Annotated in this window: 21 protein-coding genes; 13 read left to right on the top strand and 8 right to left on the bottom strand. The window is 39.7% G+C overall.

The annotated features are described in order from the left end of the window. The first annotated feature begins 112 nt into the window (after positions 1 to 112). The 4 genes from Q4550_RS03515 (at position 113) to Q4550_RS03500 (ending at position 2,959) form a co-directional block, all read left to right on the top strand. Positions 113 to 688 carry a DNA-3-methyladenine glycosylase I gene (locus Q4550_RS03515; protein WP_303530387.1) on the top strand — a complete coding sequence of 192 codons (576 nt, stop codon included), beginning with the start codon at positions 113 to 115 and terminating at the stop codon, positions 686 to 688. Next, positions 688 to 1,065, top strand: a complete 378-nt coding sequence (locus Q4550_RS03510) for a DUF4937 domain-containing protein (RefSeq protein WP_303530493.1) — start codon at positions 688 to 690, stop codon at positions 1,063 to 1,065. Before Q4550_RS03515 ends, Q4550_RS03510 begins: the two co-directional genes overlap by 1 nt. Then, positions 1,062 to 1,664, top strand: coding sequence for an SGNH/GDSL hydrolase family protein (locus Q4550_RS03505; RefSeq protein ID WP_303530385.1), 603 nt, complete (start codon positions 1,062 to 1,064; stop codon positions 1,662 to 1,664). Before Q4550_RS03510 ends, Q4550_RS03505 begins: the two co-directional genes overlap by 4 nt. A gap of 65 nt (positions 1,665 to 1,729) precedes the next feature. Continuing rightward, positions 1,730 to 2,959 carry an MFS transporter gene (locus Q4550_RS03500; protein ID WP_303530384.1) on the top strand — a complete coding sequence of 410 codons (1,230 nt, stop codon included), beginning with the start codon at positions 1,730 to 1,732 and terminating at the stop codon, positions 2,957 to 2,959. Here Q4550_RS03500 and Q4550_RS03495 read toward each other — a convergent pair. The 3 genes from Q4550_RS03495 to Q4550_RS03485 form a co-directional block, all read right to left on the bottom strand. Then, positions 2,876 to 3,700 (bottom strand): AraC family transcriptional regulator, encoded by an 825-nt coding sequence (locus Q4550_RS03495; protein WP_303530383.1) that lies wholly within the window; start codon positions 3,698 to 3,700, stop codon positions 2,876 to 2,878. The two genes, Q4550_RS03500 and Q4550_RS03495, sit on opposite strands and share 84 nt — an antisense overlap. 21 nt (positions 3,701 to 3,721) lie before the next feature. Next, the gene (locus tag Q4550_RS03490; protein ID WP_303530382.1) at positions 3,722 to 4,339 is read right to left on the bottom strand and encodes an NUDIX hydrolase; all 618 of its coding nucleotides are present in this window, start codon (positions 4,337 to 4,339) and stop codon (positions 3,722 to 3,724) included. A 77-nt stretch (positions 4,340 to 4,416) separates the two neighbouring features. Then, positions 4,417 to 4,794, bottom strand: coding sequence for a thiol-disulfide oxidoreductase DCC family protein (locus Q4550_RS03485; RefSeq protein WP_303530381.1), 378 nt, complete (start codon positions 4,792 to 4,794; stop codon positions 4,417 to 4,419). A 148-nt stretch (positions 4,795 to 4,942) separates the two neighbouring features. Between Q4550_RS03485 and fabG the strand changes: the two genes are divergently transcribed. The 3 genes from fabG to Q4550_RS03470 all read left to right on the top strand — a co-directional run bounded on the left by fabG (position 4,943) and on the right by Q4550_RS03470 (position 7,994). Beyond that, a complete protein-coding gene (gene fabG / locus Q4550_RS03480; RefSeq protein ID WP_303530380.1) occupies positions 4,943 to 5,704 on the top strand; it encodes a 3-oxoacyl-ACP reductase FabG in 762 nt (253 codons plus the stop codon). Between the two features lie 111 nt (positions 5,705 to 5,815). Further along, positions 5,816 to 7,537, top strand: a complete 1,722-nt coding sequence (locus Q4550_RS03475; protein ID WP_303530379.1) for a pyruvate oxidase — start codon at positions 5,816 to 5,818, stop codon at positions 7,535 to 7,537. Between the two features lie 70 nt (positions 7,538 to 7,607). Then, a complete protein-coding gene (locus tag Q4550_RS03470) occupies positions 7,608 to 7,994 on the top strand; it encodes a gamma-glutamylcyclotransferase family protein (RefSeq protein ID WP_194220366.1) in 387 nt (128 codons plus the stop codon). 66 nt (positions 7,995 to 8,060) lie between these two features. On the opposite strand, the gene Q4550_RS03465 is transcribed toward Q4550_RS03470, so the two are convergent. Further along, a complete protein-coding gene (locus Q4550_RS03465; RefSeq protein WP_303530378.1) occupies positions 8,061 to 8,654 on the bottom strand; it encodes a membrane-associated sensor domain-containing protein in 594 nt (197 codons plus the stop codon). Between the two features lie 209 nt (positions 8,655 to 8,863). On the opposite strand from Q4550_RS03465, the gene Q4550_RS03460 reads away from it, so the two are divergent. Next, positions 8,864 to 9,361, top strand: coding sequence for an NUDIX hydrolase (locus tag Q4550_RS03460; RefSeq protein WP_303530377.1), 498 nt, complete (start codon positions 8,864 to 8,866; stop codon positions 9,359 to 9,361). Positions 9,362 to 9,433: 72 nt separating this feature from the next. Here the strand turns inward: Q4550_RS03460 and Q4550_RS03455 are convergent, their stop codons facing one another. Next, entirely contained in the window at positions 9,434 to 10,321 is an 888-nt protein-coding gene (locus tag Q4550_RS03455; RefSeq protein WP_303530376.1) for a DMT family transporter, read from the bottom strand. 242 nt (positions 10,322 to 10,563) lie between these two features. Between Q4550_RS03455 and Q4550_RS03450 the strand changes: the two genes are divergently transcribed. Then, positions 10,564 to 11,388 (top strand): DUF368 domain-containing protein, encoded by an 825-nt coding sequence (locus Q4550_RS03450; protein ID WP_303530375.1) that lies wholly within the window; start codon positions 10,564 to 10,566, stop codon positions 11,386 to 11,388. Positions 11,389 to 11,424: 36 nt separating this feature from the next. On the opposite strand, the gene Q4550_RS03445 is transcribed toward Q4550_RS03450, so the two are convergent. From Q4550_RS03445 to Q4550_RS03435, 3 genes are read right to left on the bottom strand one after another with little or no spacing between them, the layout of a single operon-like run. After that, a complete protein-coding gene (locus Q4550_RS03445) occupies positions 11,425 to 11,880 on the bottom strand; it encodes a GtrA family protein (RefSeq protein WP_303530373.1) in 456 nt (151 codons plus the stop codon). Positions 11,881 to 11,896: 16 nt separating this feature from the next. After that, complete coding sequence (locus Q4550_RS03440; RefSeq protein WP_303530371.1) at positions 11,897 to 13,039, bottom strand: glycosyltransferase family 4 protein; 1,143 nt, start codon at positions 13,037 to 13,039, stop codon at positions 11,897 to 11,899. Between the two features lie 31 nt (positions 13,040 to 13,070). Next, entirely contained in the window at positions 13,071 to 14,219 is a 1,149-nt protein-coding gene (locus tag Q4550_RS03435) for an NAD-dependent epimerase/dehydratase family protein (RefSeq protein ID WP_194220372.1), read from the bottom strand. Between the two features lie 434 nt (positions 14,220 to 14,653). Here Q4550_RS03435 and Q4550_RS03430 point away from each other — a divergent pair, with 434 nt between their 5' ends. The 4 genes from Q4550_RS03430 to Q4550_RS03415 all read left to right on the top strand — a co-directional run bounded on the left by Q4550_RS03430 (position 14,654) and on the right by Q4550_RS03415 (position 17,210). Further along, entirely contained in the window at positions 14,654 to 15,832 is a 1,179-nt protein-coding gene (locus Q4550_RS03430; RefSeq protein WP_303530369.1) for an MFS transporter, read from the top strand. 370 nt (positions 15,833 to 16,202) lie between these two features. Further along, positions 16,203 to 16,406, top strand: coding sequence for a helix-turn-helix transcriptional regulator (locus Q4550_RS03425; RefSeq protein WP_303530368.1), 204 nt, complete (start codon positions 16,203 to 16,205; stop codon positions 16,404 to 16,406). 2 nt (positions 16,407 to 16,408) lie between these two features. Then, complete coding sequence (locus Q4550_RS03420) at positions 16,409 to 16,783, top strand: permease (RefSeq protein ID WP_303530366.1); 375 nt, start codon at positions 16,409 to 16,411, stop codon at positions 16,781 to 16,783. 76 nt (positions 16,784 to 16,859) lie between these two features. Beyond that, positions 16,860 to 17,210 (top strand): hypothetical protein, encoded by a 351-nt coding sequence (locus Q4550_RS03415; RefSeq protein ID WP_194220377.1) that lies wholly within the window; start codon positions 16,860 to 16,862, stop codon positions 17,208 to 17,210. Positions 17,211 to 17,272 lie beyond the last annotated feature (62 nt).

The raw sequence follows: 17,272 nt of genomic DNA, 5'->3' as shown, positions 1-17,272 counted from the left end.
CACGATCATCTCCTTTGTTATCGCCACTTAGTATGGCTAGCGTAGGAGAAAGTATTCAACTGGATTAGCGTTAAGAAATTGTAGGCAACTAGCCTTTATTGGAGGTAACATAATGAACCGTTGTGCATGGGTGAATGAAGAAGAAGTTTATAAGGAGTATCATGATCATGAGTGGGGAGTTCCTGTTTATGACGATCAAAAACTTTTTGAAATGCTTATTTTAGAAGGAGCGCAGGCGGGGTTAAGTTGGATTACGATTTTAAAAAGGCGAGAGAATTATCGAGCTGCTTTTGATCAATTTATTGTTGAGAAAGTAGCGGCTTATGATGAGGATAAAATACAAGAGCTACTCCATAATGAAGGCATTATACGTAATAAATTAAAGGTGCGCGGAACGGTAAAGAATGCGAAAGCATTTATGGAGATTCAAGAAGAGTTCGGAAGCTTTTCATCATACATATGGGGTTTTACTCAAGACACTCCGATCATTAACGACTGGAAATCGATAGAGGAAGTACCAGCAGAAACAGAACTTAGCAAGAAGATTAGTAAAGATATGAAAAAGCGCGGTTTTACGTTTGTAGGTCCTGTTATTATATATAGCTTCTTGCAAGCTGTTGGTTTAGTCAATGATCATACAACTGACTGCTTCAGACATCCTGATTTTAGTGAAAAGGCTCAACAGTGATGGTGATTAAAAAAATAGTTTGCAACGTGCGAGAAGGTCAGGAAGCAACTTTTTCTAGAGGGCAAGAACGTTGGATTGAATTGCGAAATGACGAAGGATTTATAGCTCAGTACGGCGGCTGGACAGAAGAGAACATGGCGATTATTATTGGTTTTTGGAAAAGTACCCAATCCTATAACCATTTCATGAATGATGATCATGATGCCATCTATCTAAAAACAAATCAACAGGGAAGTATTGAATCGATTGATGTTCAACTTGAGGAAACCGATGTGAGGGATATTGAACAATACGCAAAAAGCTGGATGTTAGAGCAGCATAGTAAGGTAAATGAGCGATGGACCATTACGACTGAGAACCTGGAGGAGCTTATATGAAGTGGTTGTTTATCGGGGATAGTATTACGGATTCAGGCAGAAACCAGGACACTGAAGGACTTGGTTATGGATATGTAAGGATGATTAAGGAAGAGATAATAAAGGAATTCCATGTGGAGATCATCAATAAAGGCGTTAGTGGTAATCGAATCACTGATCTTGAAAGTAGATGGAAACGGGAGGTTTTAGCATTGGAACCTGATCTGATTTCCATTTCCATTGGCATAAACGATGTGTGGAGACAATTGGATCATTCTGAGATGGAGCAGGTGTTGCCAAGTGAGTTTGAGGAGATATATGAACGACTTTTAATAGAAGTAAATGATGGTATCGTGCAAATTGTCTTAATGGAACCAACGATTATTGAAGAAAATATCTCTTCAAAAGGAAATCAGCTGCTTATGCCTTATGTTGAAATCGTTCGGAAGTTGGGAGCTAAGTTTGACGCAATTGTTGTTCCTACTCATGAAACTTTCCTACAAGCGCTAAGGGATAAGAAAGATACTCTCACAACGGATGGCGTTCATATGACTTCAGTAGGCAATCGTCTTATGGCTGATACATGGCTGAAATCATATAAAGACAATTTATTGCGCTAAATTGTAGCAAGATCTTATAAGATAAATCACCTCTTTCTTTTTATGATAAAGAGAGAGGTGATTCTATGTATATCAAATTAATGTTCAATCAAAACATAAGGTACTACTTGCTTGGAGGAGGGATTTCAAAGCTAGGCGATGTCCTTTCAGGTATGGCATTTCTTTTTCTTGCTTATGAGATAACCGAATCTAAGGTATTGACGACTGGAATGGCGATCGCGGAAACTCTCCCTTATTTACTCTTTGGGTTAATAGGAGGGGTGATCTCTGATTGGGTACAGAAGAAGAGAATGCTCATTATTTTAGATTTTGTCAGAATTCCATTAATTGGATCTATTGTTTTGTTCTATTACGCAGATTTGTTAGGATATGCTTATTTACTGCTTGTTAGTTTTCTTATTCAATCGATTGGTTGCTTCTTTAACCCAGCTCATCGTGCTTTGCTGCCGCTTATGACAGAAGAGAAAGAACGAACAATGGTTAATGGATTGAATGATACACTTCAAAGAGGCGTTACGGTCATAAGTCCTTTTCTTTCAATATGGATTCTTACAACGCATGGTGCTGTCCATTTTTTTACTATTGACGCCATAACTTATGGATTGAGTGCATTCTTTCTTATGAAATTACAAGTGAAAGAAACCACTTATAGTGGGGAAAAATCCTTGAGCGGAGTCTGGCGCTCAATCGGATCGTTTACTAAATGGGCTGGGGGGAATATCACCCTGAAGCATTTGTTTCTAAGTACTTTTGTAATTGTATTTCTTAATACCTGGGTTTGGGAAGTGGGGCTCCTACTTGCGCTTTCAGATATGACCTCAAGGAGTGAAGAGATTTATAGTTTGATACTAGGTTTGTTTGGTGCAGTTGTGATTGGAACGAATTTAGTCATTCCTTATATTGTAAAGGAAATGGATTTAAAAACATATATGATTGGTGCTTTCATTTGGGGAGCGGGCGTATTTTATTATGGCGTATTATACGAGTTAGAACATTTTTTTGTAGGTGCTATTCTAGTAGGAATAGGGATTCCGATAGCTGGACTTGCAAGAGTTTATCTCCTGCAAACCATCGTACCGAAAGAGCAGCTTGGAAGAGGGTTTAGCACGAACGCTGTTCTACTCTATCTTGCTAATACTCTTTCATTGGCTCTATTTGGTGCATTCGCTGTTCTTCTGCCAATTCAAGTTATAATGGTTGTTAGTGGAATGCTAATGATGATCATTAGTATCTTCTATCTTATAGGAACTACTACGGATTTGAGAAGGAGATTTTCCATACAACTTTTTAAATAGATGATTGTAAGAAGAAAGATTCTTGAATCCTGATGAAAAAGCAATTGATAGAATTGATTCACTAGAGTGAAGAAGCTTTTCCTGACTTTTCATAATGCGATAAAGTTGCAGGAATGAATAAGGCGAAATACCAAACGTTTCTTTAAAGGAGTGAGCGAATTGATATTTCGAGAGACCTGTCAGGTTTGCGAGCTGCTCAAGCGACCATTCTTCTTGAAACCCTTCTTTCATAGCTGTAATAGCAGTAGTTAGCGGGAATTTCGCTGAAGGGATAGGGAGCTCCTGTTGATGCAATCCTGGAGCATGTTTGAGCATAAGGATAACGAGTTGTACCGCACTGTGCTCAAGGAAGTAAGTACTTTCTTCGGATTGCAAACCGTTCCCCATACAATCTCGTACAAAAGAAGCCCACTGCTGAAGCTGTGGATGATGATAAGGAATAGACGCGAATTCAGGAAAACGTGCACTGAGATTAAGATCTTTTGCTACTTCTTGAAATATCGTTTCATCCAGTTCGATTAGAAATTTTTCATCCGTAACGTTAAGTTGGCGGTGGGTGTCACCTGGGTTAAGGACATAGAACTGTCCTTTATCAATTGTAATATCACCACGTGGTGTTTCGTAAAGCCCTGACCCCTGGTGAGAGAATATAAACTTATAACACTCATCACTTCTCCAGCTTCGTTCTTGTAATTTGTCCTTCCTCATAAGAAGAAGCCCATTGTTAAATGGTTTAATCATTGTGATAGCTCCTCATCTCACTTAATCAAAAACAGGTGGAAGGGTAACGTTGTTATGGAGATTATAAAGCATCCCAACCTGAGATTCAGTTATTCTGCCAGTCGACAAAGGGGGAAGCTCGTCTTGAGCGAAAAAACCACAGTCACTTGTTTCGATACTTTCGGCCGCAACTCCACCGACTAGCTCACACTCAATCATCACCTTATAAATATGATAAGGCGATGGTGGGTGAGGGTGTTTTTTGTGATCGAGCACGGCAAGAAGTCGCCGTGCTTCTACAATGTATCCTGCCTCTTCCTGAACTTCTTTTACCGCTACTTCTCCTGGTGTAAAGCCCACATCACCCCAGCCGCCGGGAAGAGACCACTTGCCATCCGCTTTTTCTTTAACGAAAAGCAATTTACCTTCATGAAAAACAGCTGCACGAACGTCTACTTTAGGCGTTTGATAACCAGTTTCATTCGTGAAAAGTTCGCTAATTGTTTTCATATCATATTCCGTGTAGGTTTCCATCATTTCTGCACTTAGCTGTCTCAGTTCAATATATCTTTCATAATCATAGTTATCCTGCGTATAAGTTAGCCCTGCTTGAGCAATGGATTGAATTTGTTTCGCCCAGGTAAGCCATTTTTCTTCCATATCAAAGCATCCTTCCAAACTAATTCTCTGACAAATAGTATTCTAGAAAAAAGTATTAACGCCTGCTTTTAAAAAAGTTATTCAAAACGGGGCTCTGAATAACGTCCAAACCAATCATAACGGTTTTTTGAAAACCATATATAGAATGGTGAACCAAGCTTATCCATAAAAGGTAAGTATAGTAGTAAAGAGAGAGGTACCGTTACAGGAAGTGCCATTAACAGTCGTCTTACCGTATAATAGCCTGCATGAAGGTTCCCAGATGTCGTGAGCATATGAATTTCATCATACATTCGTTTGTGGCGAAACTGCATATAGGGATAGTCTTCCGGGTGCTTCTCAACTTCTTGGACCGGTATCCATTCGATCTTATTAAACCAATCCAGTTTGCGAAGTGATTTCTTAACATAAAAACAAAAAGGACATTCAGCATCATAGAAAACGAGATGTTTCATCGCGATAGCCTCCAATATAAATAATTCATTCTTCTATCCTTTTCACTTATTATCCCGATTTTAAACTGGATGACAATAGTTGACAGAAAATTTTAATATTATTATAGTTTAATTAATCTTAAGAAATCGCTTACAGGAGTGAAGTTGAGTGAAACGACTTGAAGGTAGAGTGGCATACATAACTGGTGGGAGTAGAGGAATCGGTGCGAGCATTGCAGAAAAGTTTGCAGATGAAGGGGCTAAGGTATACCTTGCCGATGTGAACGAAGAAGCCCTTTCGATAACAAGAAAGAAATTAGAAGAGAAAGGCTTCTCGGTTATGATAGGAGTTGTGGACGTTACACAGCGAGAGCAGGTAGAGTCCAGTATGAAAGAAGCGGCAGAAGCATACGGGTCAATTGATATTCTTGTAAACAACGCTGGAGTTATTCGAGATAATCTATTATTTAAAATGAGCGATGAAGACTGGATGACGGTCATGCAGGTACATCTTACTGGGAGTTTTTATGCTTCAAGAGCGGCACAAAAGTATATGGTTGATCAAGGTTACGGTCGCATCATAAGTCTATCCTCTACTTCTGCACTTGGTAATCGTGGACAAACGAACTATGCAGCTGCCAAAGCGGGCATTCAGGGGTTAACCAAAACGCTCTCACTCGAGCTTGGTAAATATGGCATTACGGCCAATGCTATTGCGCCAGGATTTATTGAAAGTGATATGACAAAAGCAACGGCCGAACGACTCGGTGTTGAATTTAATCAGTTTATTGAATACAACAAAAAGCAGATTCCAGTTGCTAGAACAGGGAAACCTGAAGACATTGCGAATGCTGCACTCTTTTTTGCAGATGAAAACTCATCCTTTGTTAGTGGACAAGTTCTTTATGTTGCAGGTGGACCACGAACGTAATATCAATGAAAGCAGTCCAACTGGGCTGCTTTATTCTTTTCTCTGACGTTTCACTGACACTATAGAGGGGTACTTTCCCATTATGGATAAGGAAACGAAGGAGGAGTCATGATGTTTGATAAAAATGCTGGTGAGATTTTACTGAATACACTTTCTGAATGGGGAGTAGACCATGTGTATGGTTTACCAGGAGATTCGATTAACCATTTCGTGGAAAATTTGCGGAATGCTCAAGATCGTATGAAGTTCATTCAAGTGCGCCATGAAGAGGTAGGTGCCCTTGCAGCAGCATCGTACGCGAAAATAACAGGCAAAATAGGTGTCTGCCTTTCCATTGCAGGACCAGGAGCAGTTCATTTGATGAATGGTCTATATGATGCGAAGGCTGACGGTGCACCAGTCCTCGTTATTGCTGGACAAGTCGCAAGCGACCAACTTGGAACGGATCAATTCCAAGAAATTAACCTTGAACGAATGTTTGATGATGTATCTGTATTTAATCGCAGGGTGGAAACAGCGGCATCGTTACCTGACTTAACTCATCAAGCTATACGAACAGCTGTTGAGAAAAAGGGCGTAGCGATCCTTACAATTCCAGATGACCTTGCAGCAGAGAAAGTAAAACAAAAGGTGGAGAATACGTCCCTCATTCGCTCGAAAGCAGTCGTTCATCCACATGACTCCAATTTAAACGAAGCTGTCGCTATGTTAAATGAAGCGAAGCGACCGGTCATCTTAGCAGGAAAAGGTTCTAAACATGCGAGAGAAGAACTTTTAAGCTTTGCAGAAAAAGCAGGAGCCCCGGTTATTTTAAGTTTACCAGGAAAAGGAGCTATTCCAGACGTTCATCCTTATAACCTTGGTCAACTCGGTCAAATTGGAACGAAGCCTGCTTATGAAGCAATGGAAGAAACTGATTTACTCATCATGGTCGGTACGTCATTCCCGTATCGCGATTATTTACCTGATAAAGCAAGGGCGATCCAGGTTGATATTGACCCAACTCAAATCGGGAAACGTTATCCTGTAACGGTAGGATTAATAGGAGATGCCAAGTGGACGTTATCTTATTTAACCGAGCATACTACCTACCAGGAAGACCGTGAATTTATTGAAAAATGTCAGGACAACATGAAAAACTGGTGGGCTCATCTTGAAAAGATTGAATCGGAACAGTCTACACCAATTAAACCACAGCAAATCATGCCACAACTTCAAAAAGTTTTGGATGATGATGCCGTCTTGTCAATCGATGTAGGGAATGTGACAGTTTGGTCAGCAAGGCATTTACGCATCACGAATCAAAAATTCATCATTTCCTCATGGATGGCGACGATGGGATGTGGTCTTCCAGGAGCGATTGCAGGTAAGATAGCTCATCCAGATCGTCAGGCCGTAGCGATTTGCGGTGACGGTGGTTTTACGATGGTGATGCAAGATTTCTTAACAGCTGTGAAATATAAGCTACCTATGATGGTTGTCGTCTTTAACAACGAACGTCTTGGCATGATTAAATATGAACAGCAGGAAATAGGGAACATAGATTATGAAACGGAATTAAAAGACTTTAACTTTGCCGCATTTGCTGAAACAGCTGGTGGGGAAGGTTACCGCGTCGAAAAGTATGAAGAATTGCTTCCGGCTTTTGAACGAGCTGCGAAATCACCGAAGCCTGTTATTGTCGACATTGTGATTGAAGAGCAGCCGCCTCTTCCAGGCAAAATCACGTATGAACAGGCAGCAAGCTATTCGAAATACATGCTCAAAAAAGCATTTGAAGAACAGGAAATTGATATGCCACCGCTTAAAAAGGCATTGAAGCGAATTTTTTAATTAAGTTACTGGGGAGCCCGCTTATTGGCGGGCTTTTCGCTATAGCTATGGAGATAAAGGAGAGACAACCATGCATCTTGTATTTTGCTATGGAACGCTACGATTAGGAGAAAGCAATCATGGTGTCATAAAAGAAGCTGCTCTAAAAGAAAGCTTCTGTTGGACAAAGGGACAGCTTTATGACACACAGGATGGTTACCCTGCTTTAGTTCAAAGCGAGGAGCATAACGTATATGGAGAAGTCTACGAGGTGGATAATCAGTTACTAGAAAGAATTAATATTCTCGAAGGTTATCAGGAAGGGCGCGATCATAACTTGTATGACCGTGTCATGCAGGAAATCGAAAGTGAGCAAGGAAGTTATGAAGCCATTACTTATATTATGAAAAATCCAGAAAAGCGTTTTATCGAAATACCAGGTGGAGACTGGATAGCGTATCGGAAAGATAAAAGGTAACTAATCGAGACTAGCTCAATGAAAGAAAGCACACCTCCCAAAATGGAGCGTGTGCTTTTTGAATAATTAGTCTGTTAGAATCATATAATCTTCAGGAATGTGAAGGGTTGTTTCATAATAAGCCTCATCTGAGTAGTGATCTGAAATGTTTTTTTCAATCATTCTGTAAGTTAAATAGGGCTGTTGAATCGGTTCTTTTACAATCGTCGCTTCAACAATTTTTTCTTGTTTTACACCAGTATCGGTAGTGGTGACTAGCTCGATCCAAATTGGAGATATGTCTTCGTCTACATAATTTGATTTTATACCGTTATTAGGGTCTTTTAGTAATTGAGAAAAATCCTCTACTTGTTCGTTGTGCTCATGTAAAGACTGAAGATAAGGTGCGAGTGTATTTTCTTTCCATGATTTCTCGTCCATTGAAAAATCATAGCTGTTTAACGTGTACGATAAATACCCTATGATGAGTAAGATGATGAACAGGAAGGCTCCTCTAAATAGAAATTTTGATGGGGATAAGATGTTACGGTTACGGATCAGGTGCATAATGAAAATGAGTCCAACGATGATCCATAATACCTCGGATATGATGGTGAGTGGAGCATCTGAGAGCTTTTCCACTTCATTATAGCTTTCAATGACTTGATTGATTGTTGGCATGCTTACTTTCCTCCTGAATGTCAGAGAAACATTAATTGTTCCTTTTATTCAACTCTACTATCGTTTTAAGACGACTTGATCATTGTAACAGTAATTTAACTGTTTTATCCATATGGAGTGAATGTTTAGTAAAATAGATAGGTGATTGCTTTAGGTTTTTATCAAACTTATATAATTGGATCAAATTATGAGAAACTAGGTGACGGTACATGCTTCAATATACGATTTGTTTTATCAAAAGAAATCAAGATCTTCTCCTATTAAATCGACGCAAAGCCCCAACAATGGGTCTCTGGAACGGCGTTGGTGGGAAGCTACAACAGAATGAAACGCCGTTTGAGTGTATAATAAGAGAAACCTATGAAGAGACAGGGATTGAATTAGAGAGCGTTACATATGCAGGGAATGCTTTTTTTTATAGTGAGCAGGGCAACTCAGGTATGTACATTTTTATCGCGGATTTACCAGAAGGAATGGTTCTTACGACTCCTATAAATACGGCAGAAGGAATACTAGACTGGAAACGAATAGATTGGATTCTAGATGAAGATAATCAGGGTGTAGTAAGCAATCTGCAGAAGTTTTTGCCCGAAGTACTTGGAGGGAACTATTTACAGGAGCACAAATTTATCTATCACGATCATCAAATGCAATCTTATTCGGTCTCTTCACTAGTAGAGAATGAAGTCAAAACTGTTCACAAATAAATCTGTCATAGGAAAACAAAAAAAAGAAAGCCAAACTTAAATGGAAGTTTGGCGTTCTTTTAATTACGTGAATTAATGCGAGGGTTGAGGTTGTCTCTTCTCAACCTTTTTCGCTTCACGGTTGTTACGTATAAACATATAGAACGAAGCTGAGAAAATGATAATATAGCCAATAATACTCCAGGCATCAGGTATTTGACCGAATAGTACAATGCTGATTAAAGCAGAGTAAACGACGGTCGAGTAGAAGAAAATCGAGATTTCTCGAGCAGGTGCAAATTTATAGGCTACGGTGAGCCCAAATTGTCCAAGCGTTGCGAATACGCCTGCTAATAATAGATAGATCAGCTGTTTCGTTTCCATTGGTTCATAGAAGATAATCACGAATGGCAATAATACTACTGTTGAGAAGAAGGAGAAATAGAAAACAACTGTATAGAATTTTTCACGCTGTCCAAGAACTCTGAGTACCGTATAGGCACCTGCAGCAAAAATAGCAGAAAGCAGTCCGGAAATATACGGAACTGTCTCGACTGAGAACTGTGGCTTTATAATTAATAGTGTTCCGATGAAAGCGATGATGATCGCAATGATCTGGAACCGTTTCGCTTTTTCTTTTAAGAAAAGAGCGGAAAAAATAATTAATAAGAAAGGACTAAGCTTATTGAGCATGTCGGCATCAGAAAGGACAAGGTTGTCAATCGCGTAGAAATAGAAAATGATTCCTAGTGTTCCAAGCGCTGATCGCAGGAGCAAGAATTTCTGGTTCTCCTTTTTACCGAATAGTCTTTCTTTGTAGTACATCACAAAGCCAAATGAAATGATGGCAGAGACGGCATTTCGAAACATCGTTTTTTGAATCGTTGGCACGTCACCTGATAGCTTTACAAAAGCAGCCATCATCGCAAATCCAAATGATGATATTAGCAATAGGATAATTCCTTTATTTCGGTCACTCATCAAATTCCTCCAGTTTGTCAATCACTTCTATCACTTTACTGCAAAGGAATCCTCTTTTTCAACTACAGAGCTTAAAGTAAGAAATGTCACAAAATTGATTCATTCTTTCTAGAAGGGATTGTGGCATAGTAGAAGGGTGATTGAACCTTTTCGAAATCGCGTTGATAAAAATGTTCGGTTAATGAGAGGGTATATATGGGTAATGTAGGTACTAGACATAAAGCAAAAGGAGAAACGTGAACATGTTTGTGTGGCGTAATATTTATCGAGGATTATTAATGGGCGTAAGTGATTTAATCCCTGGCGTAAGTGGTGGTACGATTGCCATGGTGCTTGGCATTTATAGAAGACTGATTAGCGGTATTAATGGATTGATGAGTAAGAATTGGAAAAAAGAACTAGGGTTTTTTATTCCTCTTTTAATAGGAGTAGGACTTGCATTACTGCTCGTTAGTCAGCTTATGGAGAAATTGCTCGAGCATTATCCACAGCCTACGTTCTTTTTCTTTATTGGCTTAATTATTGGTGTTGTCCCGTTCTTATTAAAAAAAGTAGACTATAAGAAAACGTTCGAGCCTTTCCATTATGGATTGTTAATTGTAGCGGCAATCTTAATTGCTTCCACTTTGTTTCTAAAAGGGGATGGATCAGGAGAGGTGATGAAATCGTTAAGTATGGTTGATTACATCATTTTATTTTTCTCTGGGTGGTTAGCTAGTACAGCCATGATTCTCCCTGGTGTAAGCGGCTCTTTTGTCTTATTACTGCTTGGGTCATATCAGACTGTTATCCACGGTCTTTCATCGTTTCAAATTCCCCTTTTACTAACGGTAGGAGCAGGAATTATTATTGGATTAAGCTTAACAGGAAAGGTCATTGCTCACTTACTTTCAAAATATACGATTTCCACTTATGCCGTTATGATTGGGTTGGTGATCGGCTCAGTCGTTGTGTTGTATCCAGGATTTCAGTCAGATGTTGGACTTGCGGTAGCGAGCATCTTAACATTATTGGGTGGACTTGGCGCGGCTAGTGTACTTGGAAAAATTGAACATAAGGAAGAATAACAAAAACCGCAGGAAAGCCTGCGGTTTTTGTGTGTTTTATTGCTCTTCTTGCTTTGGTTTTGTACGAGGAAACACAAGATGTTTCATCATAAAGAAGCTTGAAGCAGAAGAGAGGAACATGGCAAGTCCTTTTGAAATATTACGTTCAATGTAGCGTGGCAGCGTAATCCATTCGAATATCAAAAGAGCGCCATAAAAGACAAGGTTGCTAATACCAAGTGCGATGATGGCCTGAACTAAAAATAACAGCACCTGTTTTTTGTCATGGATCGCTTTTGAAGGGAACGTGAGCTTGGCATTCCAGAAATAGCTGTTAATGATCGCCAGAACGTATGAAATTGTGTTGTAAATAATAAGCTGGATTCGATCATCTGTTGGGAATAACAGCATGAGCAGGTTTAATGCACCGATATCAACTAGTGCATTCATCACACCAATTACACTGAAACTCATCACCTGTTTAGAACCCTTGCCAATTCTCCGCTGCTTCATATACTCATCCTTCTATCTATTGGATCGCCTGCTGCTGTGCTTCTTGCCTTTGCTCAATGGCGGACTCATAGAAATCAAGTAGCTGCTGTGCTGGACCTCGCCAACCGTAATCTCTAGAATGCTCGTACGCTTCTTTTGACATTTTTTCTAATAGCCCTTTTTCCTGAAGGCGATTAATGACTTCAGTGAGGTTACCGTTCGTTCCTGAACGATAGAGTAAACCTGTTGAACCATCCTCAACCTGTTCATTCGTTGGGCCGGATTCTGCAGCAATAACAGGAAGGCCACTTGCCATTGCTTCGAGTATGACAAGTCCAAGCGTTTCGGTCGTTGAGGGAAACATAAACGCATCTGCAGAAGCATAAGCCCTTGCTAGCTCTTCACCGTGTAGAAAACCAGTAAAAGATACGTTGTCAAGATGACCGAAGTTCTTTTCAAGTTCATCTCGATAAGGGCCATCCCCAACAATCGCCAGGTGAGCATCTGGCTTTTCTTCAAGCATCGGAACGAGCGAATCGATTTCTTTCTCGAATGCAAGTCTTCCGACAAAGAGTAGAAGGGTTTTATCTGGATTGTCATTTGATAACCGTCGTCTCATGTCGCTGTCTCGAAGTTCAGGATTAAACCGTTCAGTATCAACACCGCGTTTCCATAAATGCATGTTATAGAAGTTTTGTTCATTTAACTCTTCTAATATGGCTTGTGATGTACAGAGGTTAATATCCGCTTTGTTGTGCATTCTTCTGAAGTGCCACCAGAGTAAAGGTTCCGACCATGACATATTGTAGTGATCAGCGTATTTAGGAACGTGAGTATGATAAGAAGCAATTAGCGGAACCCCTAGTTTCTTACCATACTTGATACCAGAATAGCCCATAAAAGCCGGATTAACGACATGTACAAGATCAGGATCAAACTCCTCTAAATAGGTTTTAATCACACGAGTTGGCATGCCGAATTTCCGATGTTTATATAGAAAGAATGTACGAGGCTGAACTCCATCAAAACGAATATTCCGATAGCTGCGCACTCCTAAATCTGGAGCAATGACCTGTATATCATGCCCTTGATCAATTAAATAATCGATCGATGCACGAAGTCTTGTCACCACGCCATCTGTTGAAGGAAGGAATGTCTCTGTTACGATGGATATTTTCATAAGAACACCTCAGTTAGTATTGTGCATCGCTTTACTTCCAGGTCACGTTAGGAAGAACGTTTTCTTTCAATACGCGGTCTTTGTATTTGAGAGCTGTATCAAGCGTTCTCGAAATGTGTTCATCTGTTAAAAGAGAAGGCTCAAGACCAAGATCAATTAGGCTCGTGTTTACAGCGTGATAGTAGTGCTCTTCTTTCTCAACACGAGGGTTCTCAAGGTGATCGATGTTCACATTGAGTCCTTTCGCTTCAGCTACACGCTGAACTTTCTCAGCCAGTTCAAGTACAGAAAACTCTTCAGTAAACTGATTGAACACGCGGAATTCACCTTTGTCGGCCGGGTTTTCCGCTGCAATTTCTACACAGCGAATCGTGTCCTTAATGTTTAAGAAAGCGCGCGTTTGTTTACCAGATCCGTATACTGTTAAGTTATGGCCAATTGCTGCTTGAATGATGAAACGGTTAAGGGCTGTACCAAATACACCATCGTAATCCAGGCGATTGATTAAACCTTCATCAAGTTCATCTTCATCTGTATGAAGTCCATAAACAATTCCTTGATTTAAGTCTGTTGCACGAATGCCCCAAATTTTGCAGGCAAACTGAATGTTATGGCTATCATGAACTTTTGATAAATGATAGAACGATCCTGGTTGTTTCGGGAATGGAAGAACGTCTTCACGTCCTTTATGTTCTATCTTTATGTATCCTTCTTCGATATCTATGTTAGGCTGTCCATACTCACCCATTGTGCCCAATTTAATTAAGTGACAATCAGGTGTAACTTCTTTAATTGCATAGAGCACGTTCAAGTTACCAACAACGTTATTCGTTTGTGTAAATACCGCATGCTCACGATCGATCATAGAATATGGTGCTGAGCGCTGTTCAGCAAAGTGAACAAATGCTTCAGGCTGTACTTGCTTGAAGATTTCTTTTAAGAAGTCATAGTGCATCAAATCACAATCATACGTTGCGATATGCTTACCTGATTTTTCTTCCCATAATTTCACGCGTTCTTCAAGGGGTAAGATGGGGGTTAGTGAGTTCGATCGAAGCTCATCATCCCATTTACGGCGTACCATGTTATCAATGATCGTAACCTCATGGCCCTGTTTTGATAAGTAAAGTGCGGTTGGCCATCCACAGAAACCATCTCCGCCTGCTACAATAATTCTCATAGATTTTACCTCCATCACAATGGTCGATTTAGTTGTAGAAATCCTTGCTTTAACAAATATTTACGATAGCATTCCTCAAGATGGCATTCAACTCGCAACAATCAATTTACGAAATCTTTAAACCAATCCGAAAATGTATCATTATTTCTTTCCCTAAAAAGAGTATCACTACACCTTTTAGTTTGCATGAAACGCTTCATAAAAACAATTAATTAATTTAGAAAATTCAAAACGATCGTTTTAGGTATATGGTAAAATGATAAAAAACGCTATTAAACGAATTACCTCATCATAACGCCTACTATTTTTTTCATTCGTACTAGCAACTGTTATCTGGACATTAAAAGACACTGAAGAATAGGAGTGATTTTCCCTATGTAAACTGACTACCCTTTAGTTCTTTTGTAAGACCAAAATAAAAAGGGGTAGTTATGATGAGATTACGTTCATTTCGTTTCTTGTGGATTGGGCAGGGGTTTGCCAACACGGGAGATGTTTTATATATTGTTGCGCTAATAGCTGTTCTTTATCAATCAACAGGTTCAGTACTTTATCTTTCCCTGTTACCATTTACTATAACGATCGCTCGATTTATGAGTGGAATGTGTGCACCGCTAGTTTTGAACCGCTTTTCGTTAAAAGGATTACTAGTCGGATCACAAAGTATAAAGACGGGGTTGTTGGGGATGCTTGGCTTGTCTTTATGGCTTTTTGATCCTTCAATACTGATTATTTTAGTTCTTGTTTTTATCATCGCGTTTCTTGATGGGTGGGCCGCTCCTGCTCGAAATGCCATGCTACCTCAACTCGTTACAGAGGATGAGCTTGCGAAAGCGAATAGTTTTGTAGCGGTTGTTGATCAGTCCATTCAATTCGGCGGTTGGGCACTTGGTGGTATTCTTGTAGCAGCAACGTCAGGCTCCTTCGTTATATGGGTTACCTTTGTGTTGTACGTGATATCCACACTGATGATGGGATTAATTGTTGTGAGGGATTACAGAGAAAGGAAGACGAAAATTCATATGATGAGCGGATGGAGGTTGATTTGGAAGCATCCTGTTCTGCGTATCTTTCACGTTATGATTTTTATTGAAGCGATAGCAAATGTCGTTTGGATTGCTGCTATCCTTTATATTTTTGTTGAAGAAGTTCTTATGAAATCAGAAGCGTGGTGGGGATATCTTAATGCGAGTTTTTTTATCGGCTTGATAGCAGGTGGAATGGCTGTATCCAAATACACGAATTGGTTTGAACGTTATATGAAAGAAACCCTTCTTGCCACGTGCTTCGCGATTAGTATCACAACGTTTGTTTTTGGGTTAATAAGTGTTCCTGTGATTGCACTTCTGTTAACTGTGCTCTCAGGAATGGTGGAACAAATAAAATCAATTGCGATGGTGACATTTATCCAAAAGAAATGCCCGAAAGATTCACTTCCTGAAGTTTTTAGCGCTCAAAGCGCTTTGATATCCATTACTTTTGGTCTTGGCTCTTTGCTATACGGTTTTCTTGCTGAGACGATTAGTGTTCCATTTGTTTTTGCTTTATCAGGAATTTTACTATTAGCATCGGCTTTTTACTTAATGAAGAGCATGCCCTTCTTAACAGAATAATAAGGTAGAGCCCCTTTGCTAGCAAAGGGGCAGTTTAAGTTGGTTATGGCTTTTTGTCCTTATTTCCCGTTACATTAATGGCGGGTGTATTGTTGCCAAGGTAACTTGTGGATTGAGCTGGCTCTTCGCCGTAGAAGTCTTCATTGATCTTTTCATCAACATTGACAGGTGCTTGTCCTTTGGAGAATGAATCGTTTATCTTGTTGTTTGTTTGGTCTCACGCTTCATTTTTTTTACATCCTGATTTCGTTAGGATCTTTCTATCAAGTGTTGTTACAAGAGGATTTTAATTCATCGTGATGTAAAGTGAGCTTTACGTAAAGTTCACTTCACCTTATAATGGAAGATGAGAAGTAAGGAGGCTTTTTAGTTGAAAAATGTACTCCGTGAGAAAAGAACAGAAAAGGGATATTCCCAGGATCGCCTAGCAGAAATACTTGGCGTATCAAGGCAAACGATTATTTCAATTGAGAAAGGTAAGTACAATCCATCTCTACCGCTCGCACTTGAAATGGCGAGGTTGTTTGGAACGATTGTGGAGGAGATTTTTTATTTGGATTCTGAGGAGGATTAGAAGTGGCAATGAATAAAACGTATATCGGATTCGGCGTCTTTTTTGCGTTGAATGCTTTATTACTGATTAGTGTTGGCCTTAGCACAGGAAATGAGCCTATTCCTGTCAGTTATATGATGGTTGGCATGTCTATTATGACCTTTTGCTTAAGCTATCTTCAGCCGCAGTTTAAGGCACGGGACGAGCGAAGTCGAATGATTCGAGAGAAGGGGATGTTTTATTCGTACTTTGCTGTACTAGGTTATATCATGGTGTTTCTTTTTCTTCTACAATTCAACATAGTGAACATTAGCTCAGTAACAGTGCTGAGTGCATTAGCCGCCATGCTGATTAGCACAGTCTTTGTTTCCATGGTGATCGTCGCTAAAAGACATTAATTTTTATCACAATGATTAAAGATGGCAAGAATCGGGAAACCCCTTTTGTGAGATCATAAAAAGGAGTTGGATTGACATGAGTAAATCATTACAAGCTTATTTTACAACAGAGAACGATGCAGAGAGTGCAAAAGCTGATTTGCAGGCTTATTCGGTAAGTCAATTGTCAGTTGAACATATTCCAGAAGATCAAAAGCTTAGTATCGATACACCAGTTCAGGGACAGGGAACAGCTACCCCGGCTGGAGCGAATAACGATTTGTTTTTCTCTAATGAAACGCCAACAGGCAAGCAAGAAGAAAATGCTGATCCATCTGAGCAGGCGGACAGAGAGTTTCGCTATGTGTTAGCTTTTAATACAGAAGAGCAAGACGATACGGATCTGCGTGAAGTTGTATCGAAGCATAATGGCGCAATGGAAAAATAGATAAATTGGAAAAAGCTGCGCAAAATGATGCGCAGCTTTTTTTATGGGTGAAGCGGGGGTAA

The sequence above is a fragment of the Anaerobacillus sp. 1_MG-2023 genome, from assembly GCF_030547345.1.
In the GTDB taxonomy this organism is placed as follows: domain Bacteria; phylum Bacillota; class Bacilli; order Bacillales; family Guptibacillaceae; genus Guptibacillus; species Guptibacillus hwajinpoensis_B.
The sequence above is the reverse complement of the archived record's forward strand: the minus strand, read 5'-3'. Positions and strand labels throughout refer to the sequence as shown.